The following is a 22,867-nucleotide window of genomic DNA, read 5'->3' on the forward strand; positions in this document are numbered from 1 at the left end:
ACCGTGATCGTATAGAAGTTACGTACGCTCACGGGCGCTCGTGACGCCGTTTGCTGCCGATTCCGTCGATCATCGATCCGCCTGTCGGCGGTCGACGATCCGTGACGTCTCCGCGTCGAGTTCCGCGAGGTGACAGATTGGGTTGCCCGGATACACCACCGGGTTCTCCAACACCCCGATCAGCACGCCGGTGAAGGGCGCTTCGACCGGCGTGTCGTCGGCCTTGAACGGATCGGTGATCGTACAGATGCACTCGCCCTCCCGAACCAGGCTCCCGCGCTCGTGGTGCATATCCACCATGCCGCCCGCGTCGGCCCGAATCCACGTCTTCTCGGTCACGACCGTCCGCCACCCGGGCCAGCGGACCGTGCCCGACTGGAGGCCGTACTCCGCGAACACGCTCTGGACGCCACCGAGAGCGTCGTCGATCAGTCGACGTTCGAACCGGTGGGCCTGTCCCATCTCGACCGTGATGGTCGGGACGCCCGCGCGGGTCGCCTCACCGCGGAGCGTGCCGTCGCTTCCCGCGCCGTCGACGACGACGCTCGCGCCGAAGGCGTAGGCGAGTCGCGACACCGCGTCGTCGGACGTGTCCGCGCGCACGTGGAGCATGTTGGTCCGCCCCCGCGTCGAGGTGTGGAAGTCGATACCGAAGTCACAGGGTTCGATGAAGTTCTGGAAGATGACGTGGGCCATCCGCTTCGCGCTCGTCGAATCGGAATCGCCCGGAAACGAGCGGTTGAGGTCGCGGTCGTAGATGGGGAGATACCGCTGCTGGGTGAGAAACCCCTGCACGTTCAGGACGGGCAGGCAGACGATGGTCCCCGCCAGATCGTCGAGGTCCCACTCGAACGCCACCTCCCGCACCACCTCGATGCCGTTGAGTTCGTCGCCGTGGGCGGCCGCCGACAGAAACACCGTCGGCCCCGGTCGTTCCCCGTTGACGATGGTGACCGGAATCCGCACCGGATCGCCGAGATACGTCTCGCTGATCCCGTACCGGAGGTTCTGCCGCTCGCCGGGGGCGACCCTCCCGCCGTTGTACGTGAAGGCCGCGTCCGAATCCATGTCCCACCCTGCGAGAGGCGGCTATTTATACTGTCGGCCATCGGCTCGGAGACGCCGTGGCGTTCGAGGGCGTCGTGGGCGCGCCGGTCCCCGTTTCACGGAATCGAACGCCTCCGCCGGACGCGACAGGTTTTACCCCCGACCGCCCGACCACCACACCGATGGTCACGGTTTCGTTCGACGCCGGACGGTACGTGGAGTACTACCTCGGCCACGCGCCCAGCCTCTCGACGCTCCTCGTCGCCAACGGCGCCGCCTTCCTCGTCGGCGTGAGCTTCTACGTCCACGCCGACCCCTCCTTCGCCGACCTCCCGACCTTCTTCTACCCGCTCTTCGGCGACTCCCCGACCGCACTCGCGCTGGCGACGCTCTCGCTCGCGACGCTGCTCCCCAACCTCGACAACCGCGTCCGGGACGCCCCGACGAACACCCCGCTGACCTACCTCCACACGTTCGCGTTCGTCTGGCTGGTCAAATACGGCCTCTGGACCATCGTCGCGCTCAACCTCCATCCCGACCAGTACGTCGGTGCTCCCGGGGCGCTCTGGGACTACTGGGGCATCATGTTCACCCACCTGCTGTTCGTCGTCGAGGCCTTTGCCATCCCCTACTACGGCCGGACCACCGACCGCGCGCTCAAAGTCGCCCTCGTTGCCCTCCTCGTCAACGACGTCTTCGATTACGCCCTCGGCTACCACCCGCCGCTCCGTTACGACCCCGGGGTTCCCCTGATCCTCGCGACGCTCCTCCTCTCGGTGGTCGCCGTCTACGTCGCCGACCGGATCTTCGACCGTCCCGAGCGGTTCGATCCGCTGGCTCCGGCCGGGGAGTAATTGAACGGTTCTCCCTCTGCGCCGGCTTCGAGAACGACACCGTTATCATCGGTCGGCCGCTAGACAACGAAATGGTTCCCTCCAGTACGCCCACCGAGCGCCGGCCGTCTCATGAGCCGACGCTTTACTGTGTCAACTGCAAGCACGCGAGCCGAATCAACGGAGACTGGATCCTCGAAGTACACACCGACCATCTCGACTACGAGTGTCCCGAATGCGGGACGACGATCGATTCTCGTCGCGGGGCGGCACTGACCACTCGGAGTAACGGGGTGCTCCGCCCCGACAGCGCCGACTGATAGTGATCATTGTAAGTCAGTACCGGTAGTTCGCCAGGACGGGTCGGCGAACCACCGGTACACCGTTACAATAAACACTATGAGACGGACGGGACGCGGGGACAGCGATCCGTCCCGTACGGGTTCCTCCACCGGCGGGTCGCCAGTCCGCCTTGTCGACCCTCCGTACAATACACAGTATCAGTCGTCCACCGACGATCCGTTCGGGGCGGCTTCGTCCCGACCCGGCGGTGACTCGCCACGAAGCGCGGCGGTACCGAGCGTGACGGCATACAGGACGACGGTCACGACACCGGTTGCGGTAAACGCGAACGCGAGGCCGTCGGCCGGCGAGGTGAACGCCCCTGGCAGTCCCAACCCGTCCCACAGTTGTTCGACGAAGAAGGTCAGCCGTGCCATAATAAACCACCCCGCCCCGGCGAGCAGCGCGAGTCCGTTCACCCGTAGTACCGCTCTAACGTCGGCGAGTGCGGGCACCGAACGAGTTCGGGCGGCAGCCGTGACTCCCCTGACGACGGCATACGTTAGTGCCATCACGAGACCGGCGATTCTCGCTCCGCGCCCGAGAAGCGGATGCGAACCCAGCCACGAGACGACGAGCCAAAACGACATAATTCCCGCAACCGGCACGCTGTCGGCGAAACTGCGTCGGGGACTCGGTAGCGACATGGACGGGGGTACCGGACGATTTCGCAAAAGGACTACGACGTACGACGCCGCTCACGCGGTCCCAGCGAGGGTCCACGGACGAGGACGATACGTCTTCCGTGTGCCCGGGACCGTCTCGACGGCCGACCGGAATCGACGGTCGGTACACTGGCGCTCGGGTTCGACGGCGCCGGCGATTCCACTGGCGCCGTCCACGGCCGGCCGCTTATGATCGTCGCCCGTTCACTTCCGTCATGGACGATACCGACGCCGTCGACGCGTTGCGCACCGATCCGGACCTCGGACCGCTGATCGAGCGCCACGGCCGCCTCTCGGTCGAGCCAGCCGACGACTTCTTCGCCCGCTTCGTCGTCTCCATCCTCCGCCAGCAGGTGTCGATGGCGTCGGCCGAAGCCACGCGCGACCGGCTCTTCGAGGCCGTCGAGGTGACGCCCGACGGCATCCTGATCGCGGACGACGATACCCTCCGCGGCGCGGGACTCTCACGCCAGAAGACGCGATACGTCAACAACGTCGCCGAGGCGTTTCGGGACCGCGGATACACGGCCGCCCACTTCGAGGGGACCGACGACGACGCCGTGATCGACGAACTCACCTCGATCACCGGCGTCGGGACGTGGACCGCGAAGATGCAACTCCTGTTCTCGCTCGGCCGGCCGGACGTGTTCCCGGTCGGTGACCTCGGGATTCGGAAGGGAATGCGGACCCTCTACGGCGACATCGACCGCGAGCGAATGGTCGAGACGGCCGAGCGGTGGGCGCCCTATCGGAGCTACGCCAGCCTCTATCTGTGGCGCGTCGAGGAGGATATCGCCGACTCGGTCGACGAGGTTCGGGAGGGCTAGCCGTACGCCCGATCCAGCGGGTCCTCCAGTTCACCCATCACGGCCTCCAGCGCGTCCGTCGCGGTCAGGAGTCCGGCCACCGCGCCGTCTTCGAACACCAAGGCGAGTTCCCCATCCTGCGCTTGGAACTGGTCGAATGCGTCGCTGACGCTCGTCTCCGCCGCGAGCGTCATCGGCGCCGCCGCCACGTCCTCGAACGTCCGCTCCCCGCGCTCCAGCGCCTCCAGATGCGTCAACACCGAGGGCGTGTAGACGACGCCGCGCAGATCCGCGGGGTCGTCGCCGACGAGCGGAAATCGGGTGTGGGGCGTCGCCCGCATCGTCTCGAGGTTCTCCTCGACCGACGCCGTCGTCGACAGCGCCACGATATCCTCCGGCGGCGTCACGATATCCGCGACCGGCATCTCGTCGACGGCGAGGGCGTTGAGCACCTCCTCCTGGCGTTCCTCGGGCACGTCACCCTCGTCGAGCAGGGAGTCGAGCCGGTTGCGGAGGTCCGCGCGCGACTCGATCACCTGTTCCTCGGTTTCGAGCCACGCCCCCGTCATCTCGACGCCGAAGAGTTTCAGCGTCGCCTTCGCCACGCTGTCGCCGACGCGCATGATCGGCGAGATGAGCCATGCGAACCAGTACAGGGGCCGAGCGCCGTACCGGCAGACGAACTTCGATCGTTCGACGCCGAGATACGTCGGCGTCTGTTCGCCGTGAGTCAGGTGGACGAGGTTGATGATCGCGTACGCGATCAGCGCCCCCGCGCCGACCGACGCCAGCGCGCCCCCGGCGAAGTACGGTTCGAACAGCGCCGCCAGCGCCGGTTCGGCGACGATACCCACCGCGATGCTGGAGGCGGTGATCCCGACCTGACAGCTCGTCAGATAGATTTCGAGGTCCTGTGTCATCTCCCACGCCCGTTCGAGCGCGGGCGTGTCGAACTCGGATTCGGGGTACTGGCGGACGCGTGTCAGCGCGAACTCGATAGCGACGAAAAAGCCGTTTGCGAGGATGAGGAGGACGCCGGCGACGAGTCGAAGCCCGATCTCTAGCGGGGTCATGTGACCGCCCGCGTCTACCGGGACGAGGCCCAAAACCCCTGTGACTTCACGAGGGCCGCCGTGGTCTCACAGGCAGTACGAGGCGGATGCCCCGACCCTTGAGGTCGGGGAGGAAGCCGACAATCAATAACACAAACCACACTACGATGGCGGGGCGACTCCCGATTATATAAATGACATCGCTTGTATATGTGAAAACGCAGTGGAATACCGTCGTACCGCCGTCATCAAACTCGATACTCCCGAAGGAGCCGACGCATCCCTTCGAGAGACCGTCGAGCAGTTCAAACACTGCGCCAACACCGCGAGCGAATGGTGCTGGCACGGGCGCCGTCAGATTCCGCAGAAATCTGGCTGCCAACCAGAAACGCGCCGCGTTTCTGGTGACGACGACGGCTACCACGTCACCTCAAAAGCCAAAGCCGAACGCGCCCTCTCCGACCGACTCCGCGACGAAACCGACCTCACCGCGAATCTCGTCCAGAAAGGGATTCGCAGGGCAGTCGAAGCCGTCAAAAGCGGAGTCTCACGTCTCGAACGTGGTGAGAACACGTCACAACCGCACTTTTCTGCCGATAGCGCGGTCTACGACAAGCGGAGTGCAACGTTTCACCGCGACCACGTTTCCCTCTCGACCGTGGATGGGCGCGTCGAGTGCGATTACATCCTCCCCGACGACTCGGAGACACCGCCGACGAAATACGTCTCCGACGAGGACTTCGAGTTTCGGATGGCACACTTACAATATCGAGACGGTGACTGGTATCTCCACGCCTCAATGCGGAATGTCGAAGTAGACGAGGAAACGTCTGAATCTGAATCCAGGCACAGAACAGTCCTTGGGCGTCAACAACCTCGCCGTCGCTTCGACAGGGCGATTCTGGTCGGCAGACGAGTTCAACCATTGGCGACGAGAGTACGGGAAACGTCGTGGCTCGCTTCAACAGTGTGGGTCTCGTCACGCCCACGAAAACATCGAATCAGTCGGACAGAAAGAGTACGGACGGTTCGAGATACACCTGCACACAGTGGCGAACGAACTTATCGAGGAAGCCGTCGAGAACGACTGTTCGCACATCGTGTTCGAGGACTTGACCTACATTCGGGAGAACATTCCCGAAGCGACGTGGCAACACGTCTGGGCGTTCCGACGCCTCTGCGAGTACGTCGAATACAAGGCCGAAGAACACGGTATCGAGGCCGTACAGGCTGACCCGCGAAACACTTCGAAGCGTTGCTCGACGTGTGGATTTACCCACGACGATAACCGGAACGGGGACTCGTTCGAGTGCCAGCAGTGCGGGTATGAGAACCACGCCGACTACAACGCTTCCAAGAACATCGGTTTGCAGTATCTCCGTCGTCGGCAAAACGCAGACGATGGAGGCGCACCCGTAGATGTGCGCTTGAATCGCGGGACGCTGAACGTAAGCAGGGAGTACATACCCCCTGCCTCCGCTGAGGCATAGAGCGGGAGTCCACGCGAAAGCCTCGGGGCTTGACCCCGGGGCAATTTACTCCTCCAGCAGTTCCCCGTCGCTTCGTTCGTCGTCGGCGCGCCGGCGCACGTCGACGCGGTAATGTTCGAGCACGTCGCGCCCGAGCAACAGGGGATAGTCCATGTGGCCCCGGTCCTCGACGCTCGCGGTGACGGTGTGTTGGGTGCCGCCGATGCCGATGACGAGGTCGACGACCGGCCGGGCCTTCCCCGACTTGACGCTCCCCGATTTCACGCGCGTCATGCTCTTGATCGGCCCGGCGCCGATGTCGGCGGCGAGCCCCGTGTCGATGCTGGTCCGGGTCGCGCCCGTGTCGGATTTGGCCTTGACCTGTTTCGAGCCGCTCGTCCCGCTGACGATCACGTCCTCGATGTAGCCGATGACGGGGAGATCCTCCTGTTCCGGGGGCGTGATCCGCGGCTTGCACGACGGCGTCGAGTCGTCGAGCGTCGCCGCGAGGCTCTCCACGCGCTCCTCGTCGACGCTCCCGCCGGCCCGTTCGATGGCGAGTTTCGCCACGTGGGGCGCGGGGCTCGTCCCCGTGGCCTCGTACAGCCCCTTGAACCCCGCCGTGGGGTTGACTTCGAGGACGAACCAGCCCTCCTCGCCCTCGATGAGGTCGACGCCGGCGTAGTCGAGATTCATCACGTCCGCGGTGTACAGCGCCGTCTCGGCAGCCACCTCGGGGAGGTCGCCGCTCGCGTCGACAACGTCGCCGCCGAGGGCGACGTTGGTCCGCCAGTCGCCCTCCGGGGCGTAGCGGTACATCGCGCCTACGATCCGATCGTCGACGACGTACACCCGGAGGTCGCGGTGTTCGTTCTCGTCGCGTTCGACGAGGTCCTGGAGGAACGCCTGTCGGTTGCCGACTCGCGGGTTGACCGGCTCCGTGAGGTCGATCTTCCACGTCCCGCCGCCGTGGGTGCCGATGGCCGTCTTGTAGACGCCCACGTCGCCGAAGCGATCCCGGCCGCTGTTGAGTCGCTCGTTTGACAGCCCGAGGAAGGCGTCCGGGACGCGGACGTTCCAGTCCGCGAGCGTCGCCGCCGTCGCGAACTTGTGGATCGCCGTCAGCACCGCGTCCGGTTCGTTCAGCATCGGCCGGATGCGGTTGAACGTCGTCGCCAGCCCCAGCAGTTCGGCGGGGTCGCCCGTCGTCGACAGAAGGAGTCGGTTGGCGACCACGTCCACGTCCGGGTCGACCGTCACCTCGCTGTCCTCGATGCTGACGGTCGTGTTCTCGCGGCGGAGCCACACCGGCTCGTGGCCCAGGTCCTCGACCGCGTTCAGGATCGCTTTTGTCTCCTTGCTGTTGTGGAGGGAGAGTACCCCGACACGGACTGATCCCTCGTCGTCGGCTGTCATAGGATCGTGTTCCGGAGCATCGTTCAAATGCGTGCCGATGAGCCGTGCGCGGGGCGATGCAACAGGTAGTTAACGGCCCACGGCGTCGCTCAGGGCATGGACGCCGCGCTGGTCATCCTCGACGGCTGGGGACTCGACGGCCCCGGTCGGAACGCCGTCTCGGCCGCCGACACGCCGACCTTCGATCGCTTTCTCGCTACGGGCGCCTCGGGTACGCTCGACGTCTCCGGCCGACGCGTCGGCCTCCCCGACGGACAGATGGGCAACAGCGAAGTCGGTCATCTCAACATCGGCGCCGGGCGGGTCGTCCCGCAGCCGCTCGCGCGCATCGACGACGCCATCGAGCGTGGCTCGACGAGCAGTCGGACGCGGTCCGACGACGCCATCGAGCGTGGCTCGTTCTTCGAGAACGACGCCCTCCGCGGTGCGGTCGAACGCGTCGCGAAGACGGGCGGCCGCCTCCACCTCGCGGGCCTCGTCAGCGCCGGCGGGGTCCACTCCCACCAGCGCCACTGCCACGCGCTGATCGCCCTCGCGGCCGAGCACGACGTCGAGGCGGTCACCCACGCCTTCACCGACGGCCGCGACACGCCGCCGACCGCCGGCGCCGACGCCCTCGCCGACCTGGCGTCCGTCGTCGACGAGTACGGCACCGGCGACGTGGCGACCGTCATCGGCCGCTACTACGCGATGGACCGCGACGAGAACTGGGCGCGGACGAAACGTGCCTACGACGCCATCGTCGATCGCGAGGCCGACCACACGGCCGACTCGGCCGTCGCCGCCGTCGAGGCCGCCTACGACCGCGGCGAAACCGACGAGTTCGTCGAGCCGACGCTCGTCACCGGCGGGCCGGCACTCGAAGACGGCGACGCCGTCGTTTTCGTCAACTTCCGCGCCGACCGTGCCCGACAGCTCGTTCGGATGCTGACCGGTTTCGAGCCGACGTGGGACGCCGACACCAGGCCACCGGATATCCACCTCGTCACGATGACCGAGTACGACGAGCGCTTCGACTTCCCGGTTGCCTTCCCGCCACTCGACCTCCCCGATACGCTCGGCGAGACGCTCGCCCGCGCCGGCAAGACGCAGTCGCGCATCGCCGAATCCGAGAAGTACGCCCACGTCACCTACTTCCTCAACGGCGGGCGCGAGGTGGAGTTCGACGGGGAGCATCGACATATCGTCGAGAGCCCCGACGTGCCCACCTACGATCGGCAGCCGGAGATGAGCGCCGCCGCGGTGACCGACGCCGCCGTAGACGACATCGAGCGCGACGACCCCGACGTGCTGGTGGTCAACTACGCCAACCCGGACATGGTGGGCCACACGGGCGACTTCGAGGCGGCCGTCGCGGCGGTGGAAGCCGTCGACGCGCAACTCGCCCGGCTGGTCGACGCCGTCCACGCCGCCGGGGGACACGTCCTCGTCACCGCCGACCACGGCAACGCCGACGATATGGGGACGGCGGCGGACCCCCACACCGCCCACACCGCCAACCCGGTGCCGGTGGTCTACCTCGCGCCCGGATCGGACCCGTCCGGTGGCCGGCGAATCCGACACGGCGGCTCGCTGTGTGACGTGGCGCCGACCCTCCTCGAACTCGTCGGCGTCGAGACGCCGGCGGCGATGACCGGCGAGTCGCTGCTGGAGTGATCGTCTCGATGAACCACGACCGCATCCACGCACGCCAGCCCACCCACGACCGCGACCGGTGGTCGACGGGGCGTATCGAGTCGATCACCGAACGCGACGGTCACTGCGTCGTCACCGTCGAGGCGGCCGACGGTGCCTCGGTCGAACTCGTCGTCACGTTCGCGATCCGCGACCTCTTCCTGTCGCGGCTGGATATCGCCGACGGGGCGTCGCCGGTCGGCGAGCGAGTCTGGTATCGGCAGCGTGGCGGCTGAGCCACCGCCGCCACGGCGCTCACCGTCGATCCGTTTCGGGTACCGGTCGCGTGTACCAGGCCGCCCAGAGGATCAGCACGGCCTGCAGCGGCAGCCGTCCCCAGCGAACGAGGGCGGACGGATCGCCGCCGCCCGGCAGTCCCGCCACGACGACGCCGGAAGTTGCCATGTAGACGTTCGCCGGAAAGACGGCGACGAGTAGGGCGACCGTCGCCCACGCCGCCAGCCGTCGCGTTCGCGGGAGCAGGACGCCGACGCCGACGGCGATTTCCGCGAGCCCGGAGAGGTACACGAGCGCGAGCCGCGCCGGGAGGATCGGCGGGACGATCAGGACGTACAGTTCCGGTACGACGAAGTGTAAGGCTCCGGCGACGACGTACAGCGGCCCCATCAGGTAGAGCAACGGGCGTTTGACCCGTCGCAGCAACGTCTCGGTCACCGTCCGTCGATATCGCCCGTGCGATGAAGTAGCTTCGCCCTCTTCGGCTCCGTCGAAATCCTCGGCAAGTGATACACTCCGCTATAGTCGCGGTCAGTGCAGGAGGGACAGTGACCCCCGGGATTCGCAACTGATCAATAGATCCTCGGGGTTGCCGCGTGATCCGTTCGTGCCTCCCGTCCACCGGCTCGAACCGCCGCGGGTTTCGTCGAACTCACCGGCTGGCGTAGAGCCGGTAGGCCGGCCCGGCGAAGGCCAGCGCGGCGAGTATCGCGGCCCCGACGACCACGCGGAGATCCATCGCCGCCGAGAGCGACGCCGTCGACAGCGCGACGAACGAGTCGCCGGCGACGACACCCGCCGCCACCCACGGCACCTCGCCGATGGCCGTTCCCAACGCGAAGGTCCGGAGCGGGACGCCCGCGACGCCGGCGCCGGCGGACACCACGTCCGAGGGCAGGGGCAGGAGGCGGCTGCCGACGACGCTCCGGAGGGCACCCGTCTCGTCGACCAGTCGCTCCCCCGCCGCCGTGACGGCACCGTCGCCGGCGCCCAGCCCCGCCACCCAGTACGGCGGGAGACTCGTCACGACCACCAGCGCGAGCGCGAGCGGAAAGGCTCGGAGACCGAGTCCGTAGCCCGCGGCGACGGCGAGCAGCGTCGTCGGCCACGCGAACAGCGGCCGGACGACGGCGACGAGGACGAGCGCGAGGGTCAGGCGGCGGGGGTCGGCAGCGACCCACGCCAGCCGGTCGAGGACCGTCGCCGGCGAGGTGAGGGCGGCGAGAGCGACGACGACGGCGACGAGGCCACCGCCGGCGAGGAGTCGTGCGCGCCGATCCATGGTCGTCGCTCGTCGCCGCGGTGGAAACGGTTTGCGCTTCGGGAGGATTGATAGGCACCCGCCGCGAACGCCGGACCGTGACCGACGACACGCGGCGGGCGAGCGCGCGCGACGACCGGGTCGAACTCGCCCTCGACCTGCTCTCGGCCCTCGAACGCGACGATCTGGCGCTGTCGGCGGCCGTCGACCGCATCGAGACGGTGACGACCGATCCGACGCTCGTCCGGACGATTCTCGACGAAGCCGAACTCAGAGGGATCGTCGAGCGGGACGCGGACCGGCTCCGACTGCGACGCACCGGCGACTTCGTCCGCTTCGAGCGCCAGGTCGTCGAGCGCGAGGGCGACTTCGACTGCCGGCGCTGTGGCGCGTCGCTCTCGACCGGCCACTTCGTCCGGTTCGAGTCCGGCGAACTCGGCCCCTTCGGCTCCTCTTGCGTGCGAAAACTGCTCGGTCGGGACTAGCGGCCCTGCCGAAGCTCCTCGATCAGTTGCTGGATCGTCCGCTCCTGCCGTTCGAGGCGTTCGTTCTGTGCCTCGACGAGCGTCCGGAGTTCGGCCAGTTCTTCGGCGACAGTGTCGTCGTCGACGACGCCCACCGACTCGAAGCCGGAGTCGCCGAAGCCGCCGTCGCGGTCGTCCGCCGGCACACCCCGGTCGCGTTCTCGGGGTCGTGTCCTCTCGGCCGTGGCCTGCTCCGTGTCGCCCTCGTCGCTCGCCTCGATGTCGCCGTCGACGCCGCTCGTATCCAGCGGATCTGGACCGTCGCCGAACGACACCGTTCCGTCGCCGTCCGCGTCGTCCGCGCCGTCCGCGTCGTCCTCCCCCGTCTCCGTCCGGGCAGCGGCCGCACGCAGTTCCTCGAGGTCGTCGACGCCGTGGTACGTACAGACCGCGCCGACGAGCGCTTCGCGAACCGCCCGCGCCCGGTCGTTCGGCGTCTTGAACCGCTCCTGGCGGCCGTCGACCGTGATCACGACGGACGTGGCGACGCTTCCCTCCTCGAAATCGAGGTCGGTCACGTCGTCGTAGTGGTACTCCTCGTACTCCTCGTCCCAGACGGGGGCGCCGATGTGCCGGACGAGGCGGTCGCTCGTGATGACGATGGTCAGTTCGCTGAACCGGAAGGTCTGTTTGACCGTCTCGCCGGGGTCGGTGATTCCCCGGGCGTTGAAGACGCCCGCGAGCACCGGATGGAGCACCTGATCCAGCTGTTTCGTCGGCACCGAGAACGTTCGCTCGCCGTCGAGTCCGTAGTCGAGGGTGACCTTGGCCTTGCGTCGACCCTCGGAGACGCCGACGTGTTCGGCGTCGTGGGGGTACTCCTCGACCGCCTCGTCTGAGAGGAGCCCCTCCGCCCGGTAGACGATGGTCCGCGTCGGCGTCACGAGGAGCAGGTCGTCACCGCCGAGTCCCACGCGCGCCGCCACGGACTCTCCGTCGAGTGCGGACTGGACGATATCCGGCAGACTCATGCGGGGACTGTTCCCGCCGTCGATGATAATACTGCCGGCTGTACGTCGGTGAAAATAGTCCCCAGCCCGGGTGAGGACTCGCCCGAACCGGTTCCCGTCGACAGCACGACTCCGGGAGGGTGGACCGATATGGGAAGCTTCAAGGGCGGCATTTGCCTACGACTTACTGCGCCCGGGTGGCTTAGCTGGACATAGCGCCGCACTCATAGGGTATTCGAGCTTCGGTGCGGATACACCTCGGCCTTGGAAGCCTCCCATTCCCTCGGGGCCCGCCGAGCCTCGTACCTGGGACATGCGGAGATCGTGGGTTCGGAGCCCACCCCGGGCATTCCGTTGTTCTCACTCCCGGTAGCGACGCTGCCACGTCCCGGTGTGGGGGCCAGTATATATTCTTAATATCTATATTAGGGGCGGGACTTAGTACACCGAATCCGTAATTTCGATCGAAATCGTACATGAAACGTGCACTAACCGCCCGGGATATCTTCCGGTTGCTGTCCCCGACCGAGTGTCTGATCGAAGCTATCGCAATCACTCTGCTGTTCGTCGCTATGGCGGGCTGTGCCGTCGCGGCGCTACCCTGACTCTTAGCTGAATGTAGGCGCTAAGCCCCCTTCCTCAGGGAGCGCCGACCGAACGGGAGGCGCGAGCAGGGATGGGATACAGTGCCGTCATCATCTTGCTTCCGTGAGACCGACCGCACTTGAAAACGAAACCGCGGCCCCGAACGACGTGCGAATCGCGTTCGAACTGGGGGTACCAGCTGAGGGTGGGGGGATGTGGGCCGCGGCCGTCCATCGCTTGTCGAGCCGTGATTATAAGCGTGTGGCTGCCATCGCCGCGCAGTTCCGACGCCGCACTGGCGATACCGGGTGGCTCCGCAACCACTAAACGCGCCTCGCGCCATCCTCCGGTAATGGTAGACTGGACGGAGAAGTACCGCCCGTCGACGCTGTCGGCGGTCCGGGGCAACGACAAGGCCCGCGACGCGCTGGCGGAGTGGGCGGAGACGTGGGACGACCACCGCGAGGCCGTCGTCGTCCACGGTAGCCCGGGCGTCGGGAAGACCTCCGCGGCCCACGCGCTCGCGGCGGACATGGGGTGGGAGACGGTCGAACTCAACGCCTCCGACCAGCGGACGGCCGACGTGATCGAGCGGTTCGCCGGACGTGCGGCGAAAAACGAGACGCTCGTCGGGTCGACCGGCGGCACGAGCGGCGGCCAGCTCGTGATCCTCGACGAGGCCGACAACATCCACGGCAACTATGATCGCGGGGGCGCGAGCGCGGTCACGCGCGTGGTGAAAGACGCCGACCAGCCGATCGTCCTGATCGCCAACGACTACTACGACATGAGTCGCGGCCTGCGCAACGCCTGTCAGGAGATCGAGTTCCGCGACGTGTCGGCCCGCTCTATCGTCCCCGTCCTCCGCGACATCTGCCGGCGCGAGGGCATCGAGTTCGAGGCCGACGCCCTCGACCGTCTCGCCGAGACGAACGACGGTGACCTCCGCTCGGCGGTGAACGACCTGCAGGCGGCCGCCGAGGACGGCGAGCGTCTGACAGTCGACGACGTGGTGACGGGCGACCGCGACCGCAGCCTCGGCGTCTTTCCCTTCCTCGATGCGGTGTTGAAAGAGGAGTCCGCCGAGGAGGCGATCGGGTCGGCGTACCGCGTCGACGAGACGCCGGACGATCTGACGAAGTGGATCGCCGAGAACGTCACGAAGGTGTACGAGGGGCCGGAACTCGCGCGGGCGTACGGCCATCTCGCGGACGCCGATCGGTGGCTAGGCCGGGTGCGCGCCAGCCAGGAGTACGGCTACTGGCGGTACGCGACCGACGCCCTCGCCGGCGGTGTGGCGTCGGCCCGCGACGGATCGAAGGGCGGGTGGACGCGCTTCAACCGGCCGCAGTTCTGGCCGTCCTCCGACTCGACGGCCGACGAGGTGGTCCGTAAGGTGGCCGAGAACGGCGGATTCAGCATGGCGACCGCCCGGCGCGAGGTGCTTCCCTTCCTCGCGGCGATGACCCACCACTGCAAACCCCGCGAGTTGACGGTGGCGATGGCCGCCCACTACGACCTGGACGAGGCGGCAGTCTCGTTCGTGACGGGGAGCGGCGAGACGACGAACAAGGTCGAGTCCATCGTCGCCGACGCTCAGGAACTGCGCGAATCGGAGATGGAGGAGCACTCGGGGGCGTTCGGCGGCGATCTGTCGAGCGTCGACATCGACGATGCCGACGGGGCGGACGCTGGCGAGACGGGTGAAGATGCGGCGACCGAGACGGGTGGAGACGCGGACGCCGACGCCGACGCGGACGCCGACGACGGCCAGTCGGGACTCTCGGATTTCATGTGAGCAATCCTTTTTGTCCCGTCGCGGCGTGGCGTCCGGTATGCGAGCCGCAGTCCTCCGGGAACACGGCGAACCGCTGGAGATCACCGACGTCGCGACGCCCGAACCCGCCCCTCACGGCGTCGTCGTCGACGTCGAGGCCTGCGGCGTCTGCCGGAGCGACTGGCACGCGTGGCAGGGCCACGGCGAATGGGTCGGCGACACGGTCGCCGACGGCCAGATCCTCGGCCACGAACCCGCCGGTCGCGTCGTCGCCGTCGGCGACCGGGTCGAACGCGTCGTCGAGGGGGACCGCGTCGCCGTCCCCTTCAACCTCGGCGACGGCTCGTGTCCGCAGTGTCTGAGCGGTCACGGCAACGTCTGTGAAGACGGCCTCGCCCTCGGTTTCCAGCAGGAGGCCCAGGGTGCCTTCGCCGAACAGGTGCACGTCCCCTACGCCGACTACAACGCCATGCACCTCCCCGACGGCGTCTCGGCCCGCGATATGGCGGCGCTTGGCTGCCGGTTCATGACCGCCTTTCACGCCCTGACCGCCCGCGGCGAGGTCGGTGCGGGCGACTGGGTGGCCGTTCACGGCTGTGGCGGCGTGGGGCTCTCGACGGTCCACATCGCCGACGCCCTCGGCGCGCGGGTCGTCGCGGTCGACATCCGCGACGCGGCCCTCGACCTCGCCGCGGATCTGGGTGCCGACGCGGTGGTGAACGCCGAGGGGAAAGACGGGCGGGCCGTCACCGGCGCCGTCCGTACCGAGACCGACGGCGGCGCCCACGTCTCCGTCGACGCCCTCGGTGTGGCCGAGACGTGTCGCAACTCGGTGTTCTCCTTGCGTCGCCGCGGCACCCACGTTCAGGTCGGGCTGACGACCGACGAGGAGCGCGGCGAGGTGGCCCTGCCCGTCGAACGGATGGCGATGATGGAGGCCGACTTCAAGGGCGCACGCGGGATGCCGCCGACGCGCTACGACGAACTGCTTCGTCTGCTGGAGTCGGGATCGATCGAACCCGGTCGGCTCGTCCGCCGCGAAGTGTCGCTTGCCGAGGTGCCGGAACGGCTCGCGGCGATGACGAACTACGAGACGACGGGCGTGGAAGTCGTCACCGAGTTCTAGTCGGAACTCACCACGGGTCCGGTTCGCTCGTCGCCACGCGCCCGTCCGGCGAGGACGGCGGCGCCGACGACGAGGGCGGCGGCGAGCAGGAAGAAGGAGGCGTTGACGACGCGGACGGTCGGCGTGTAGAACACGAGGTCACGGCCGAGGAGCATCCCGGCGAAGAGGGCGGCGAGTGCCCCACCGGTCGCGAACCGGAGCCGCGGGACGGCGGAGGCCGCGAGCCACCGGGTCGCCGCGATGAGTGCGGCGACGGCGAACAGCGACGCCCCGTAGAAGGCTGCCTGTCCGGCCGGGCCGTACGGCGTCGGCGTGAAGGCGCGGCTGGCGAGGGCGCTCACGACGACGGCGCCGAGGGCGACAAAGAGCGCGCGGCGGACGCGAGGCAGCGACGGGTCGCCGCCCGCCCGCGCCGACAGGGCCGTCCACACGAGCAGCGAGAAGATGGTCAGCGCGACGACGAGGTGGGCGCCCTGGGTCGGCGGGGAGTAGCCCGCCGGGAGCATCCCGTTCAGCGTGACGGTCACGGCGCCGATGCTGATCTGGAGCGGCAGGAGGAGGACCGCGAGCGTCGCGGTGAGTCGCGTCCCCGTCCCTGGCCGCCGCCACGACCAGATCGCGGTGCCGACGATGAACCACCCCGTGATCATGGCGACGAGGCGGTGGAACCACTCGATGAAACTCGGGATTGTCTGGGGCAGGAGGCCGTTATCACAGAGCGGCCACTGGGCCGAGCAGGCCAGCCCCGACCCCGTCGCGGCGGTGTAGACGCCGAGCATGACGAGCGAGAGCGTCAACCCCGTCGTGAACGTGGCGAAGCGCGGGAACGTAACCCGGTCGCGAAGGCTCATACGCGCGGTTCGGGACCGTGCGTACTTAGACCTGTCCGAACCACCCCGCGCGTGGGAACCGGCCGAGCGTTGATATACGCCGACGCCGGCCACTTCGTCATCCGTCGAATATCATGGTCGACGTGCCACGGATAGCTTTTTATTCACCCCCCTTGTGGTCGCGGTTATGGGACTCGACGACGACGCCAGGGAGTACCATCGACAGGACCCTCCCGGCAAAATCGAGATTTCGACGACGAAGCCGACGAACACACAGCGGGATCTGAGTCTGGCGTACTCCCCCGGCGTGGCCGCCCCCTGTTCCGACATCCACGAGAACCCCGACCTCGCCTACGAGTACACGTCGAAGGGGAACCTCGTGGGCGTCATCTCCAACGGCTCGGCCGTCCTCGGCCTCGGCAACATCGGCGCGCAGGCCTCGAAACCCGTCATGGAGGGCAAAGGCGTGTTGTTCAAACGCTTTGCCGACATCGACGTCTTCGACATCGAACTCGACTTCGACGACCCGGCGGACATCGTCACGGCGACGAAGGCGATGGAACCCACCTTCGGCGGGATCAACTTGGAGGACATCAAGGCGCCCGACTGCTTCGAAATCGAGGAGCGCCTCCGCGAGGAGATGTCGATCCCCGTCTTCCACGACGACCAGCACGGCACCGCCATCATCATCGGCGCCGGTCTCGTCAACGCCGCCGACATCGTGGACAAGGACCTCGAAGCCCTCTCGGTGACGATTTCCGGCGCCGGTGCGAGCGCCATCGCCACCGCCGAGTTCCTCGTCTCCCTCGGCGTCGCCCGCGAGAACGTCACGATGTGTGACTCCTCGGGCATCATCACGACCGACCGGGTCGAGGCGGGCGAACTCAACGAGTACAAGGCCCGGTTCGCACAGGACCGCGCGGCGGGCGGCCTCGCCGACGCCATGACCGGAACCGACGTGTTCGTCGGCCTCTCCGTCGGCGGCATCGTCAGCCCGGAGATGGTGGCGTCGATGGCCGAGAACCCGATCATCTTCGCCATGGCGAACCCCGAACCCGAAATCGACTACCACGAGGCCAAGGCGGCCCGCGACGACACCGTCGTCGTCGGCACCGGGCGGTCGGACTTCCCGAACCAGGTGAACAACGTCCTCGGCTTCCCCTTCATATTCCGGGGCGCCCTCGACGTGCGTGCCACCGAGATCAACGAGGAGATGAAAGTCGCCGCGGCCCGCGCCCTCGCCGACCTCGCCCGGAAGGACGTGCCCGACGCCGTGGTGAAAGCGTACGGCGATCAGCCCCTCCAGTTCGGCCCGGAGTATATCCTCCCCAAACCCGTCGACCCGCGGGTGATGTTCGAGGTGGCTCCCGCCGTTGCCCAGGCCGCCATCGAGAGCGGCGCGGCGCGTAAGTCTATCGACCTCAGCACCTATCGCGAGGAACTCGAAGCCCGCCTGGGCAAGTCCCGCGAGATGATGCGGGTCGTCCTCAACAAGGCGAAGACGGACCCCAAACGGGTCGTCCTCGCCGAGGGAACCGACGAGAAGATGATCCGTGCCGCCTACCAGATCACGGATCAGGGCATCGCCGTTCCCGTCCTCCTCGGCGACCGCGAACGCATCTGGGAGACGATGGACGACCTCGGCCTCGATTTCGATCCGGAGATCGTCGACCCCGCGGCCGACGAACTCGACTCGTACGCGGAGCGGCTGTACGAACTCCGGAAACGGAAAGGCGTCACCCGCCGCGAGGCGAACGAACTCGTCCGCGACGGCAACTACCTCGGAAGCGTGATGGTCGAGATGGGCGACGCCGACGCGATGCTCACTGGCCTGATGCATCACTACCCCTCGGCGCTCCGCCCGCCCCTGCAGGTCATCGGCACCGCCGAAGACGCGGAGTACGCCGCCGGCGTCTACCTGCTCACTTTCCGTAACCGCGTCATCTTCGTCGCGGACGCGACGGTGAATCAGGACCCCGGTGCGGCAGAGTTGGCCGAAATCGGCCGGCACACGGGCGAGTTGGCCCGCCGGTTCAACGTCGACCCCCGCGCCGCGTTCCTCTCGTATTCGAACTTCGGGAGCGTCGACAACCCGGGGACGCGCAAACCCCGCCGGGCCGCCGAGTTGCTCCGTGACGACCCCGCGGTCGACTTCCCGGTCGACGGGGAGATGCAGGCAGACACCGCCGTCGTCGAGGATATCCTGACTGGGACGTACGACTTCGCCGATCTGGCGGAGCCGGCGAACGTGTTGATCTTCCCGAATCTGGAGGCGGGCAACATCGGCTACAAACTCCTGCAACGGCTCGGCGGCGCCGACGCCATCGGCCCGATGCTCGTCGGCATGGACAAACCCGTCCACGTCCTCCAGCGTGGCGACGAGGTGAAAGACATCGTCAACCTCGCGGGCGTGGCCGTCGTCGACGCCCAGGAACGCGACGGGTAGTCGGTTCGGCGACCGGCTTGCACGGTCGGCGCGACGTTTTTACTCCGGGGCGTGAATCGACAGCGGTGGCTCCGATCGTGCTCTCTCCGTCGACGGTCGCCGTGGTGGCGACCGTCCTGTTTCTCGGCGGGGTGGTCGCCGGCGTCAACGGCTTCGGCTTCGCGGCCGTCGGAACGGCGGCGCTCGCGAGCGCGTTCGATCCCCGGACCGCGGTCGTCGTCATGTTGTTACCGCTGTTGGGGGCGAACACCTCGCTCGCGGCCGAACTCCGGGCCGGTGACCTCCGGGCCTGCGCCCGGCGCTTCTGGCCGTACGTCCTCGCGGCCGTCGTCGGCGCCGTCGTCGGCATGACGCTTCTCGCCCGGACCCCGATCCGGCCGCTGACGGTTGGCCTCGGCGTCTTCACCCTCGGATACGTCGCCGTCTCGCAGCGCCGCCTGCCGGTCCCCGGGCGGTCGTTCGTCCGGCGGCGGTGTTTCGGGGAGTCGACGCGGGCGAAGGTCGGCCTCGGCGTCGTCTCCGGTGTCCTCTTCGGCGCGAGCAACGTCGGCGTCCAGGTGGTCGCGTATCTCCGGAGCCGCGACCTCGATCGCGGGACGTTCGTCGGCGTCCTGGCGTCGGTGTTTCTGGGTATCACCGCCCTTCGGATCGGTGTGGCCGCGTGGCTCGGCTTCTACCGCGGCGACGCGGCGGTCCTGTCGGTCCTCGGCGTCGTGCCGGGCCTCGTCGGCGTCGCCGCAGGGAAACGCCTCCGGCCCGCCATCCCCGACGCGACCAAACGAGCCGTGGCGCTCGCGCTGTTGACGGTGCTCGGCCTCAAACTGACGGCCGGCGGTTAGTCGCTCGCGCGTCGTTCCGCCCGCGACGGCGGCGGGATTTCGGCCGTCGCGTCGTCGGTGGACTGCGCGTGCTTCCGGCCGGGGTCGTGACCGTACTCCGCGTCCGGCAGCACGCACCGTTCCCCGCCGCCGTTGACGTGGACGTACTGTTCGGGCGCGTTCGCGAGCGGATGCGCCGGGTTGACGCGGCTGTCGATGCGCGCCGCCCGGAGTTCCTCGAAGTCGCCGATGCGGGCGCGGATGCCCCGCCAGTGGTACTCGCTCCGGGACGGGACGCTGATCGGTCGCCCCGGTTCCCAGTCCGGGTGCCCTCCGGCCAGGACGGCGTGGTTGACGTTCGCCGCGAGGTCGTCGTGGTCGACGAGGACGCCGACGCGCGACCGGGGCGGCGCCCGTGCCGCGAGTACGTCGAGTCCGAGGTGGAGCGCCCGATACTCCGCGACGTTGTTGTCCGGCGGTGTGTCGGGGAGCGCGAGTCTGGCGACCCGCGTTCCGTCGCGCGCCTCGATGACCGCCCCGAGCCCTCCGCCGTCGGCTCGATAGGAGCCGTCGGTAGCGACGTAGAAGTGTCGGTGGTGGGTGCGCGGCGGATGCGCGATGTGGGGGGTGGGCGAGTCGTCGAACAGATCCCGGAGCGTCGAACGGCCGTGAACGGCCATACCCCGTCTTTGCAGTCGGATTACTTAAGCCTCACCCGCAAGACCTACCTCGCCGACGAGCGTCCGCTTCCCCATGTCCCTGACCGCCCGTGATCTGATGGAGACGGACGTACAGACCGTCGCCCCCGACGACGAGGTGAGCGAGGTGCTCGGCCGGCTAGCGCGTGCCGACTTCAACGGGTTCCCCGTCGTCGACGGCGTGGAGCACGGCTCCACGGACGACCCGACGGGGGCCGGTGACGACGGCACCGTCGTCGGCATCGTCACCCAACACGATCTGGTCCACCTGTTCCAGACCGAGGATCGCACCCTGTGGCTTCCCATCGGCCTCCCGCCCTTTACCCAGACGCTCACCTACGCCATCGACGTGTCGTGGGACGACCTCGACCTCGGTGTCGACCTCGCGAAGAACGCCAACCGACCCATCAGCGAGGTGATGACGACCGACGTGGTGACGGTGACGCCCGACGCCGACCTCGACACCATTCTCGACTTGCTGGCCGACGACGACCGCGACATCAACCGACTGCCCGTGGTCGAGCGCGAGGAGCGTGGCTCCTCGGAGAGTCGGCCGGAGGCCGACGACGACGGCCGACTCGTCGGCATCGTCGCCCGACAGGACGTGTTGCGGGCGATCCGCGATCGACGGCGCGAATCGAAACGTTGAGTGCCGCGTCGGGCCGATAGTCGCCGTGTCCCGCTACCGCAACCTCGCCCTCTTTCTCGCCCTCGCGACCATCTGGGGCTCGGCGTTCATGGCGATCAAGGCCGGGCTGAACTACTTCCCGCCCGTCCTCTTCGCGGCCATCCGCTACGACGTGGCGGGCGTCCTGATGCTCGCCTACGCCGCGTGGGCCGTCGACGACCCACTCCCCCGAACCCGGGGCCAGTGGGCGCTCGTCGCCGTCGGCTCGACGCTCCTGATCGCCGGCTACCACGTCCTGCTCTTTCTCGGCGAGTCCGACCCTGCGGTGACCAGCGCGGCCGCCGCCGTCATCGTCAGCCTCAGCCCCGTGTTGACGACGGGCTTTGCCCGCGTCCTCCTCCCCGACGAGCGCCTGACCGTCGCCGGCGTCGTCGGCCTCGCGTTCGGCCTGCTCGGCGTCGTCGTCCTCGCTCGGCCCGACCCCGGCGCCGTCCTCACGGGCGGCGTCGTCGCGAAACTGCTCGTCTTCGGCGCCGCGACCGCCTTCGCCCTCGGCTCCGTGCTGACCCGCCGGATCGAGGCGGGCCTCCCCATCGAGACGATGGAGGCGTGGTCGATGCTTGGCGGGGCGCTCCTGATGCACGCCATCTCGCTCGCGCTCGGCGAGTCGTTCGCGGGCGTGACCGTCGCCGTTGAGGGCCTGCTCGCGCTCGCGTACCTCTCGCTCGCGGCCAGCGCTCTCGGCTTTCTCATCTACTTCGACCTGCTGGAGCGACTCGGCGCGGTCGAGATCAACCTCGTCTCCTACGTCGCGCCCGTCTTCGCGGCGCTCGCAGGATGGCTCTTCCTCCAGGAAGGACTCTCCGTCGCCACCGCCGCTGGCTTCTTGTTGATTTTCGTCGGCTTCCTGCTGGTCAAGCGGCGGGCGATCCGCGCCGAACTCCCGCGGCTTCGCCGAGCGATGGGCGATTAAAGAGTCACGTCGCGGGTGGTGAAGGCGCCCTCGTCCGTATCGGGGTCGTAGCCTTCGATGGCCGTGAGCACCATCTCGAGGACGGTGTCGGCGTCCCACCGGCCGGTGTTGATCGAGAGATCGTAGAAGGACTGATCCTCGACGTCGATGCCGTAGTAGCTCTTGTAGCGCCCGGCCTCGCTCACCTCGCGGACGCGCAGCAGCGGGCCGATCTCCTCCTCGTCGTCGAGGTGTTTGAGGCTCACGTCCTCGCGCTCGGCGGGCCGTTCGATCTCGTAGCTCACCTCGTAATCGCTGAGCCGCTCGATTCGGATCTCCTCCGGGGCGTCGAGCCAGACGCGCAGGTCGGCCCGGTTGCCCGCGAGCCAGCCGGCGAGCCGCGATTCGAGAACGAACGCCTTGTTCGCCGCACCCCACTGCTCGGCGATCCGGCGGAGCCGCTGATCGAGCGCCCGGTCGATCGTGTCGTCCTCCTCGGCCTTCGCGATGAGTTGCTGGAGGGAGAGGCCACGCTCCTCCGCGAGGTCCCGGAAGATGTCGCCACCGATGACGTAGCCGCAGTTCAGCGCGTCCGCCAGCCCCTCGGTGAGCGTCGTCGCGCCACATCCCGGTGGCCCGGAGACGGTGATGAACAGGTTGCTGTCGATTTGCCGCTCTGTGGTGGCGCTCGAATTCGACATGAACGTTCGTCATGACGTACGCGACACCGG

The 22,867-nt window shown here is 67.9% G+C and carries 23 protein-coding genes, 1 tRNA gene and 1 pseudogene; 15 read left to right on the plus strand and 10 right to left on the minus strand.

Annotated features, from left to right (window positions below; translation table 11 throughout):
* Positions 1-69 precede the first annotated feature (69 nt).
* Positions 70-1,068 carry a succinylglutamate desuccinylase/aspartoacylase family protein gene (locus tag HALNA_RS07205; protein ID WP_049935719.1) on the minus strand — a complete coding sequence of 333 codons (999 nt, stop codon included), beginning with the start codon at positions 1,066-1,068 and terminating at the stop codon, positions 70-72.
* A gap of 161 nt (positions 1,069-1,229) precedes the next feature.
* Between HALNA_RS07205 and HALNA_RS07210 the strand changes: the two genes are divergently transcribed.
* Complete coding sequence (locus tag HALNA_RS07210) at positions 1,230-1,901, plus strand: DUF1405 domain-containing protein (protein ID WP_049935720.1); 672 nt, start codon at positions 1,230-1,232, stop codon at positions 1,899-1,901.
* A gap of 71 nt (positions 1,902-1,972) precedes the next feature.
* Entirely contained in the window at positions 1,973-2,200 is a 228-nt protein-coding gene (locus HALNA_RS07215; RefSeq protein WP_049935721.1) for a hypothetical protein, read from the plus strand.
* Between the two features lie 180 nt (positions 2,201-2,380).
* Here HALNA_RS07215 and HALNA_RS07220 read toward each other — a convergent pair whose 3' ends face one another.
* On the minus strand, positions 2,381-2,599 hold the full coding sequence (locus tag HALNA_RS07220; protein WP_049935722.1) for a hypothetical protein: 219 nt from the start codon (positions 2,597-2,599) through the stop codon (positions 2,381-2,383).
* A gap of 503 nt (positions 2,600-3,102) precedes the next feature.
* On the opposite strand from HALNA_RS07220, the gene HALNA_RS07225 reads away from it, so the two are divergent.
* Positions 3,103-3,714 (plus strand): DNA-3-methyladenine glycosylase family protein, encoded by a 612-nt coding sequence (locus tag HALNA_RS07225; protein WP_049935723.1) that lies wholly within the window; start codon positions 3,103-3,105, stop codon positions 3,712-3,714.
* Here the strand turns inward: HALNA_RS07225 and HALNA_RS07230 are convergent.
* A complete protein-coding gene (locus tag HALNA_RS07230; protein WP_049935724.1) occupies positions 3,711-4,766 on the minus strand; it encodes a CNNM domain-containing protein in 1,056 nt (351 codons plus the stop codon). The genes HALNA_RS07225 and HALNA_RS07230 overlap by 4 nt on opposite strands.
* Positions 4,767-4,968: 202 nt before the next feature.
* Between HALNA_RS07230 and HALNA_RS21610 the strand changes: the two are divergent.
* A pseudogene (locus tag HALNA_RS21610) lies at positions 4,969-6,235 on the plus strand (RNA-guided endonuclease InsQ/TnpB family protein).
* Between the two features lie 45 nt (positions 6,236-6,280).
* Here HALNA_RS21610 and HALNA_RS07240 read toward each other — a convergent pair.
* A complete protein-coding gene (locus tag HALNA_RS07240) occupies positions 6,281-7,630 on the minus strand; it encodes a putative ATP-dependent zinc protease (protein ID WP_049935725.1) in 1,350 nt (449 codons plus the stop codon).
* 96 nt (positions 7,631-7,726) lie between these two features.
* On the opposite strand from HALNA_RS07240, the gene gpmI reads away from it, so the two are divergent.
* Both gpmI and HALNA_RS07250 read left to right on the plus strand, forming a co-directional pair.
* Entirely contained in the window at positions 7,727-9,286 is a 1,560-nt protein-coding gene (gene gpmI, locus HALNA_RS07245; protein WP_049935726.1) for a 2,3-bisphosphoglycerate-independent phosphoglycerate mutase, read from the plus strand.
* Between the two features lie 8 nt (positions 9,287-9,294).
* Entirely contained in the window at positions 9,295-9,540 is a 246-nt protein-coding gene (locus HALNA_RS07250; protein WP_049937997.1) for a DUF7861 family protein, read from the plus strand.
* A gap of 19 nt (positions 9,541-9,559) precedes the next feature.
* Here HALNA_RS07250 and HALNA_RS07255 read toward each other — a convergent pair whose 3' ends face one another.
* The gene (locus HALNA_RS07255) at positions 9,560-9,931 is read right to left on the minus strand and encodes a DoxX family protein (protein WP_049937998.1); all 372 of its coding nucleotides are present in this window, start codon (positions 9,929-9,931) and stop codon (positions 9,560-9,562) included.
* 262 nt (positions 9,932-10,193) lie between these two features.
* Positions 10,194-10,823 (minus strand): TVP38/TMEM64 family protein, encoded by a 630-nt coding sequence (locus HALNA_RS07260; protein WP_049935727.1) that lies wholly within the window; start codon positions 10,821-10,823, stop codon positions 10,194-10,196.
* 77 nt (positions 10,824-10,900) lie between these two features.
* Here HALNA_RS07260 and HALNA_RS07265 point away from each other — a divergent pair, with 77 nt between their 5' ends.
* The gene (locus HALNA_RS07265; RefSeq protein WP_049935728.1) at positions 10,901-11,287 is read left to right on the plus strand and encodes a DUF5830 family protein; all 387 of its coding nucleotides are present in this window, start codon (positions 10,901-10,903) and stop codon (positions 11,285-11,287) included.
* On the opposite strand, the gene HALNA_RS07270 is transcribed toward HALNA_RS07265, so the two are convergent.
* Positions 11,284-12,297 (minus strand): DUF7115 domain-containing protein, encoded by a 1,014-nt coding sequence (locus tag HALNA_RS07270; RefSeq protein ID WP_049935730.1) that lies wholly within the window; start codon positions 12,295-12,297, stop codon positions 11,284-11,286. The two genes, HALNA_RS07265 and HALNA_RS07270, sit on opposite strands and share 4 nt — an antisense overlap.
* A 170-nt stretch (positions 12,298-12,467) precedes the next feature.
* Here HALNA_RS07270 and HALNA_RS07275 point away from each other — a divergent pair.
* The 4 genes from HALNA_RS07275 to HALNA_RS07285 all read left to right on the plus strand — a co-directional run bounded on the left by HALNA_RS07275 (position 12,468) and on the right by HALNA_RS07285 (position 15,764).
* Positions 12,468-12,625: transfer RNA gene (locus HALNA_RS07275), tRNA-Met, on the plus strand.
* 127 nt (positions 12,626-12,752) lie between these two features.
* Positions 12,753-12,881: a hypothetical protein gene (locus HALNA_RS21350; protein WP_281172105.1), complete on the plus strand. Its 129-nt coding sequence runs from the start codon at positions 12,753-12,755 to the stop codon at positions 12,879-12,881.
* Positions 12,882-13,213: 332 nt separating this feature from the next.
* The gene (locus HALNA_RS07280) at positions 13,214-14,659 is read left to right on the plus strand and encodes a replication factor C large subunit (RefSeq protein WP_049935731.1); all 1,446 of its coding nucleotides are present in this window, start codon (positions 13,214-13,216) and stop codon (positions 14,657-14,659) included.
* A gap of 37 nt (positions 14,660-14,696) precedes the next feature.
* Positions 14,697-15,764, plus strand: coding sequence for a zinc-binding dehydrogenase (locus HALNA_RS07285; protein ID WP_049935732.1), 1,068 nt, complete (start codon positions 14,697-14,699; stop codon positions 15,762-15,764).
* On the opposite strand, the gene HALNA_RS07290 is transcribed toward HALNA_RS07285, so the two are convergent.
* On the minus strand, positions 15,761-16,561 hold the full coding sequence (locus HALNA_RS07290) for a COX15/CtaA family protein (protein ID WP_084510142.1): 801 nt from the start codon (positions 16,559-16,561) through the stop codon (positions 15,761-15,763). The two genes, HALNA_RS07285 and HALNA_RS07290, sit on opposite strands and share 4 nt — an antisense overlap.
* Positions 16,562-16,781: 220 nt before the next feature.
* Between HALNA_RS07290 and HALNA_RS07295 the strand changes: the two genes are divergently transcribed.
* Positions 16,782-19,040, plus strand: a complete 2,259-nt coding sequence (locus tag HALNA_RS07295; protein WP_049935734.1) for an NADP-dependent malic enzyme — start codon at positions 16,782-16,784, stop codon at positions 19,038-19,040.
* Positions 19,041-19,105: 65 nt separating this feature from the next.
* Positions 19,106-19,879: a sulfite exporter TauE/SafE family protein gene (locus HALNA_RS07300; RefSeq protein ID WP_342665013.1), complete on the plus strand. Its 774-nt coding sequence runs from the start codon at positions 19,106-19,108 to the stop codon at positions 19,877-19,879.
* Here the strand turns inward: HALNA_RS07300 and HALNA_RS07305 are convergent.
* A complete protein-coding gene (locus HALNA_RS07305; protein WP_049935735.1) occupies positions 19,876-20,538 on the minus strand; it encodes a ribonuclease H family protein in 663 nt (220 codons plus the stop codon). The two genes, HALNA_RS07300 and HALNA_RS07305, sit on opposite strands and share 4 nt — an antisense overlap.
* 73 nt (positions 20,539-20,611) lie before the next feature.
* On the opposite strand from HALNA_RS07305, the gene HALNA_RS07310 reads away from it, so the two are divergent.
* Positions 20,612-21,205, plus strand: coding sequence for a CBS domain-containing protein (locus HALNA_RS07310; RefSeq protein WP_049935736.1), 594 nt, complete (start codon positions 20,612-20,614; stop codon positions 21,203-21,205).
* Between the two features lie 25 nt (positions 21,206-21,230).
* Positions 21,231-22,157, plus strand: a complete 927-nt coding sequence (locus HALNA_RS07315; RefSeq protein WP_049935737.1) for a DMT family transporter — start codon at positions 21,231-21,233, stop codon at positions 22,155-22,157.
* Here the strand turns inward: HALNA_RS07315 and cmk are convergent.
* On the minus strand, positions 22,154-22,837 hold the full coding sequence (cmk, locus tag HALNA_RS07320) for a (d)CMP kinase (protein WP_049935738.1): 684 nt from the start codon (positions 22,835-22,837) through the stop codon (positions 22,154-22,156). The genes HALNA_RS07315 and cmk overlap by 4 nt on opposite strands.
* Positions 22,838-22,867 lie beyond the last annotated feature (30 nt).

The sequence above is a fragment of the Haloplanus natans DSM 17983 genome (assembly GCF_000427685.1).
In the GTDB taxonomy this organism is placed as follows: Archaea; Halobacteriota; Halobacteria; order Halobacteriales; family Haloferacaceae; genus Haloplanus; species Haloplanus natans.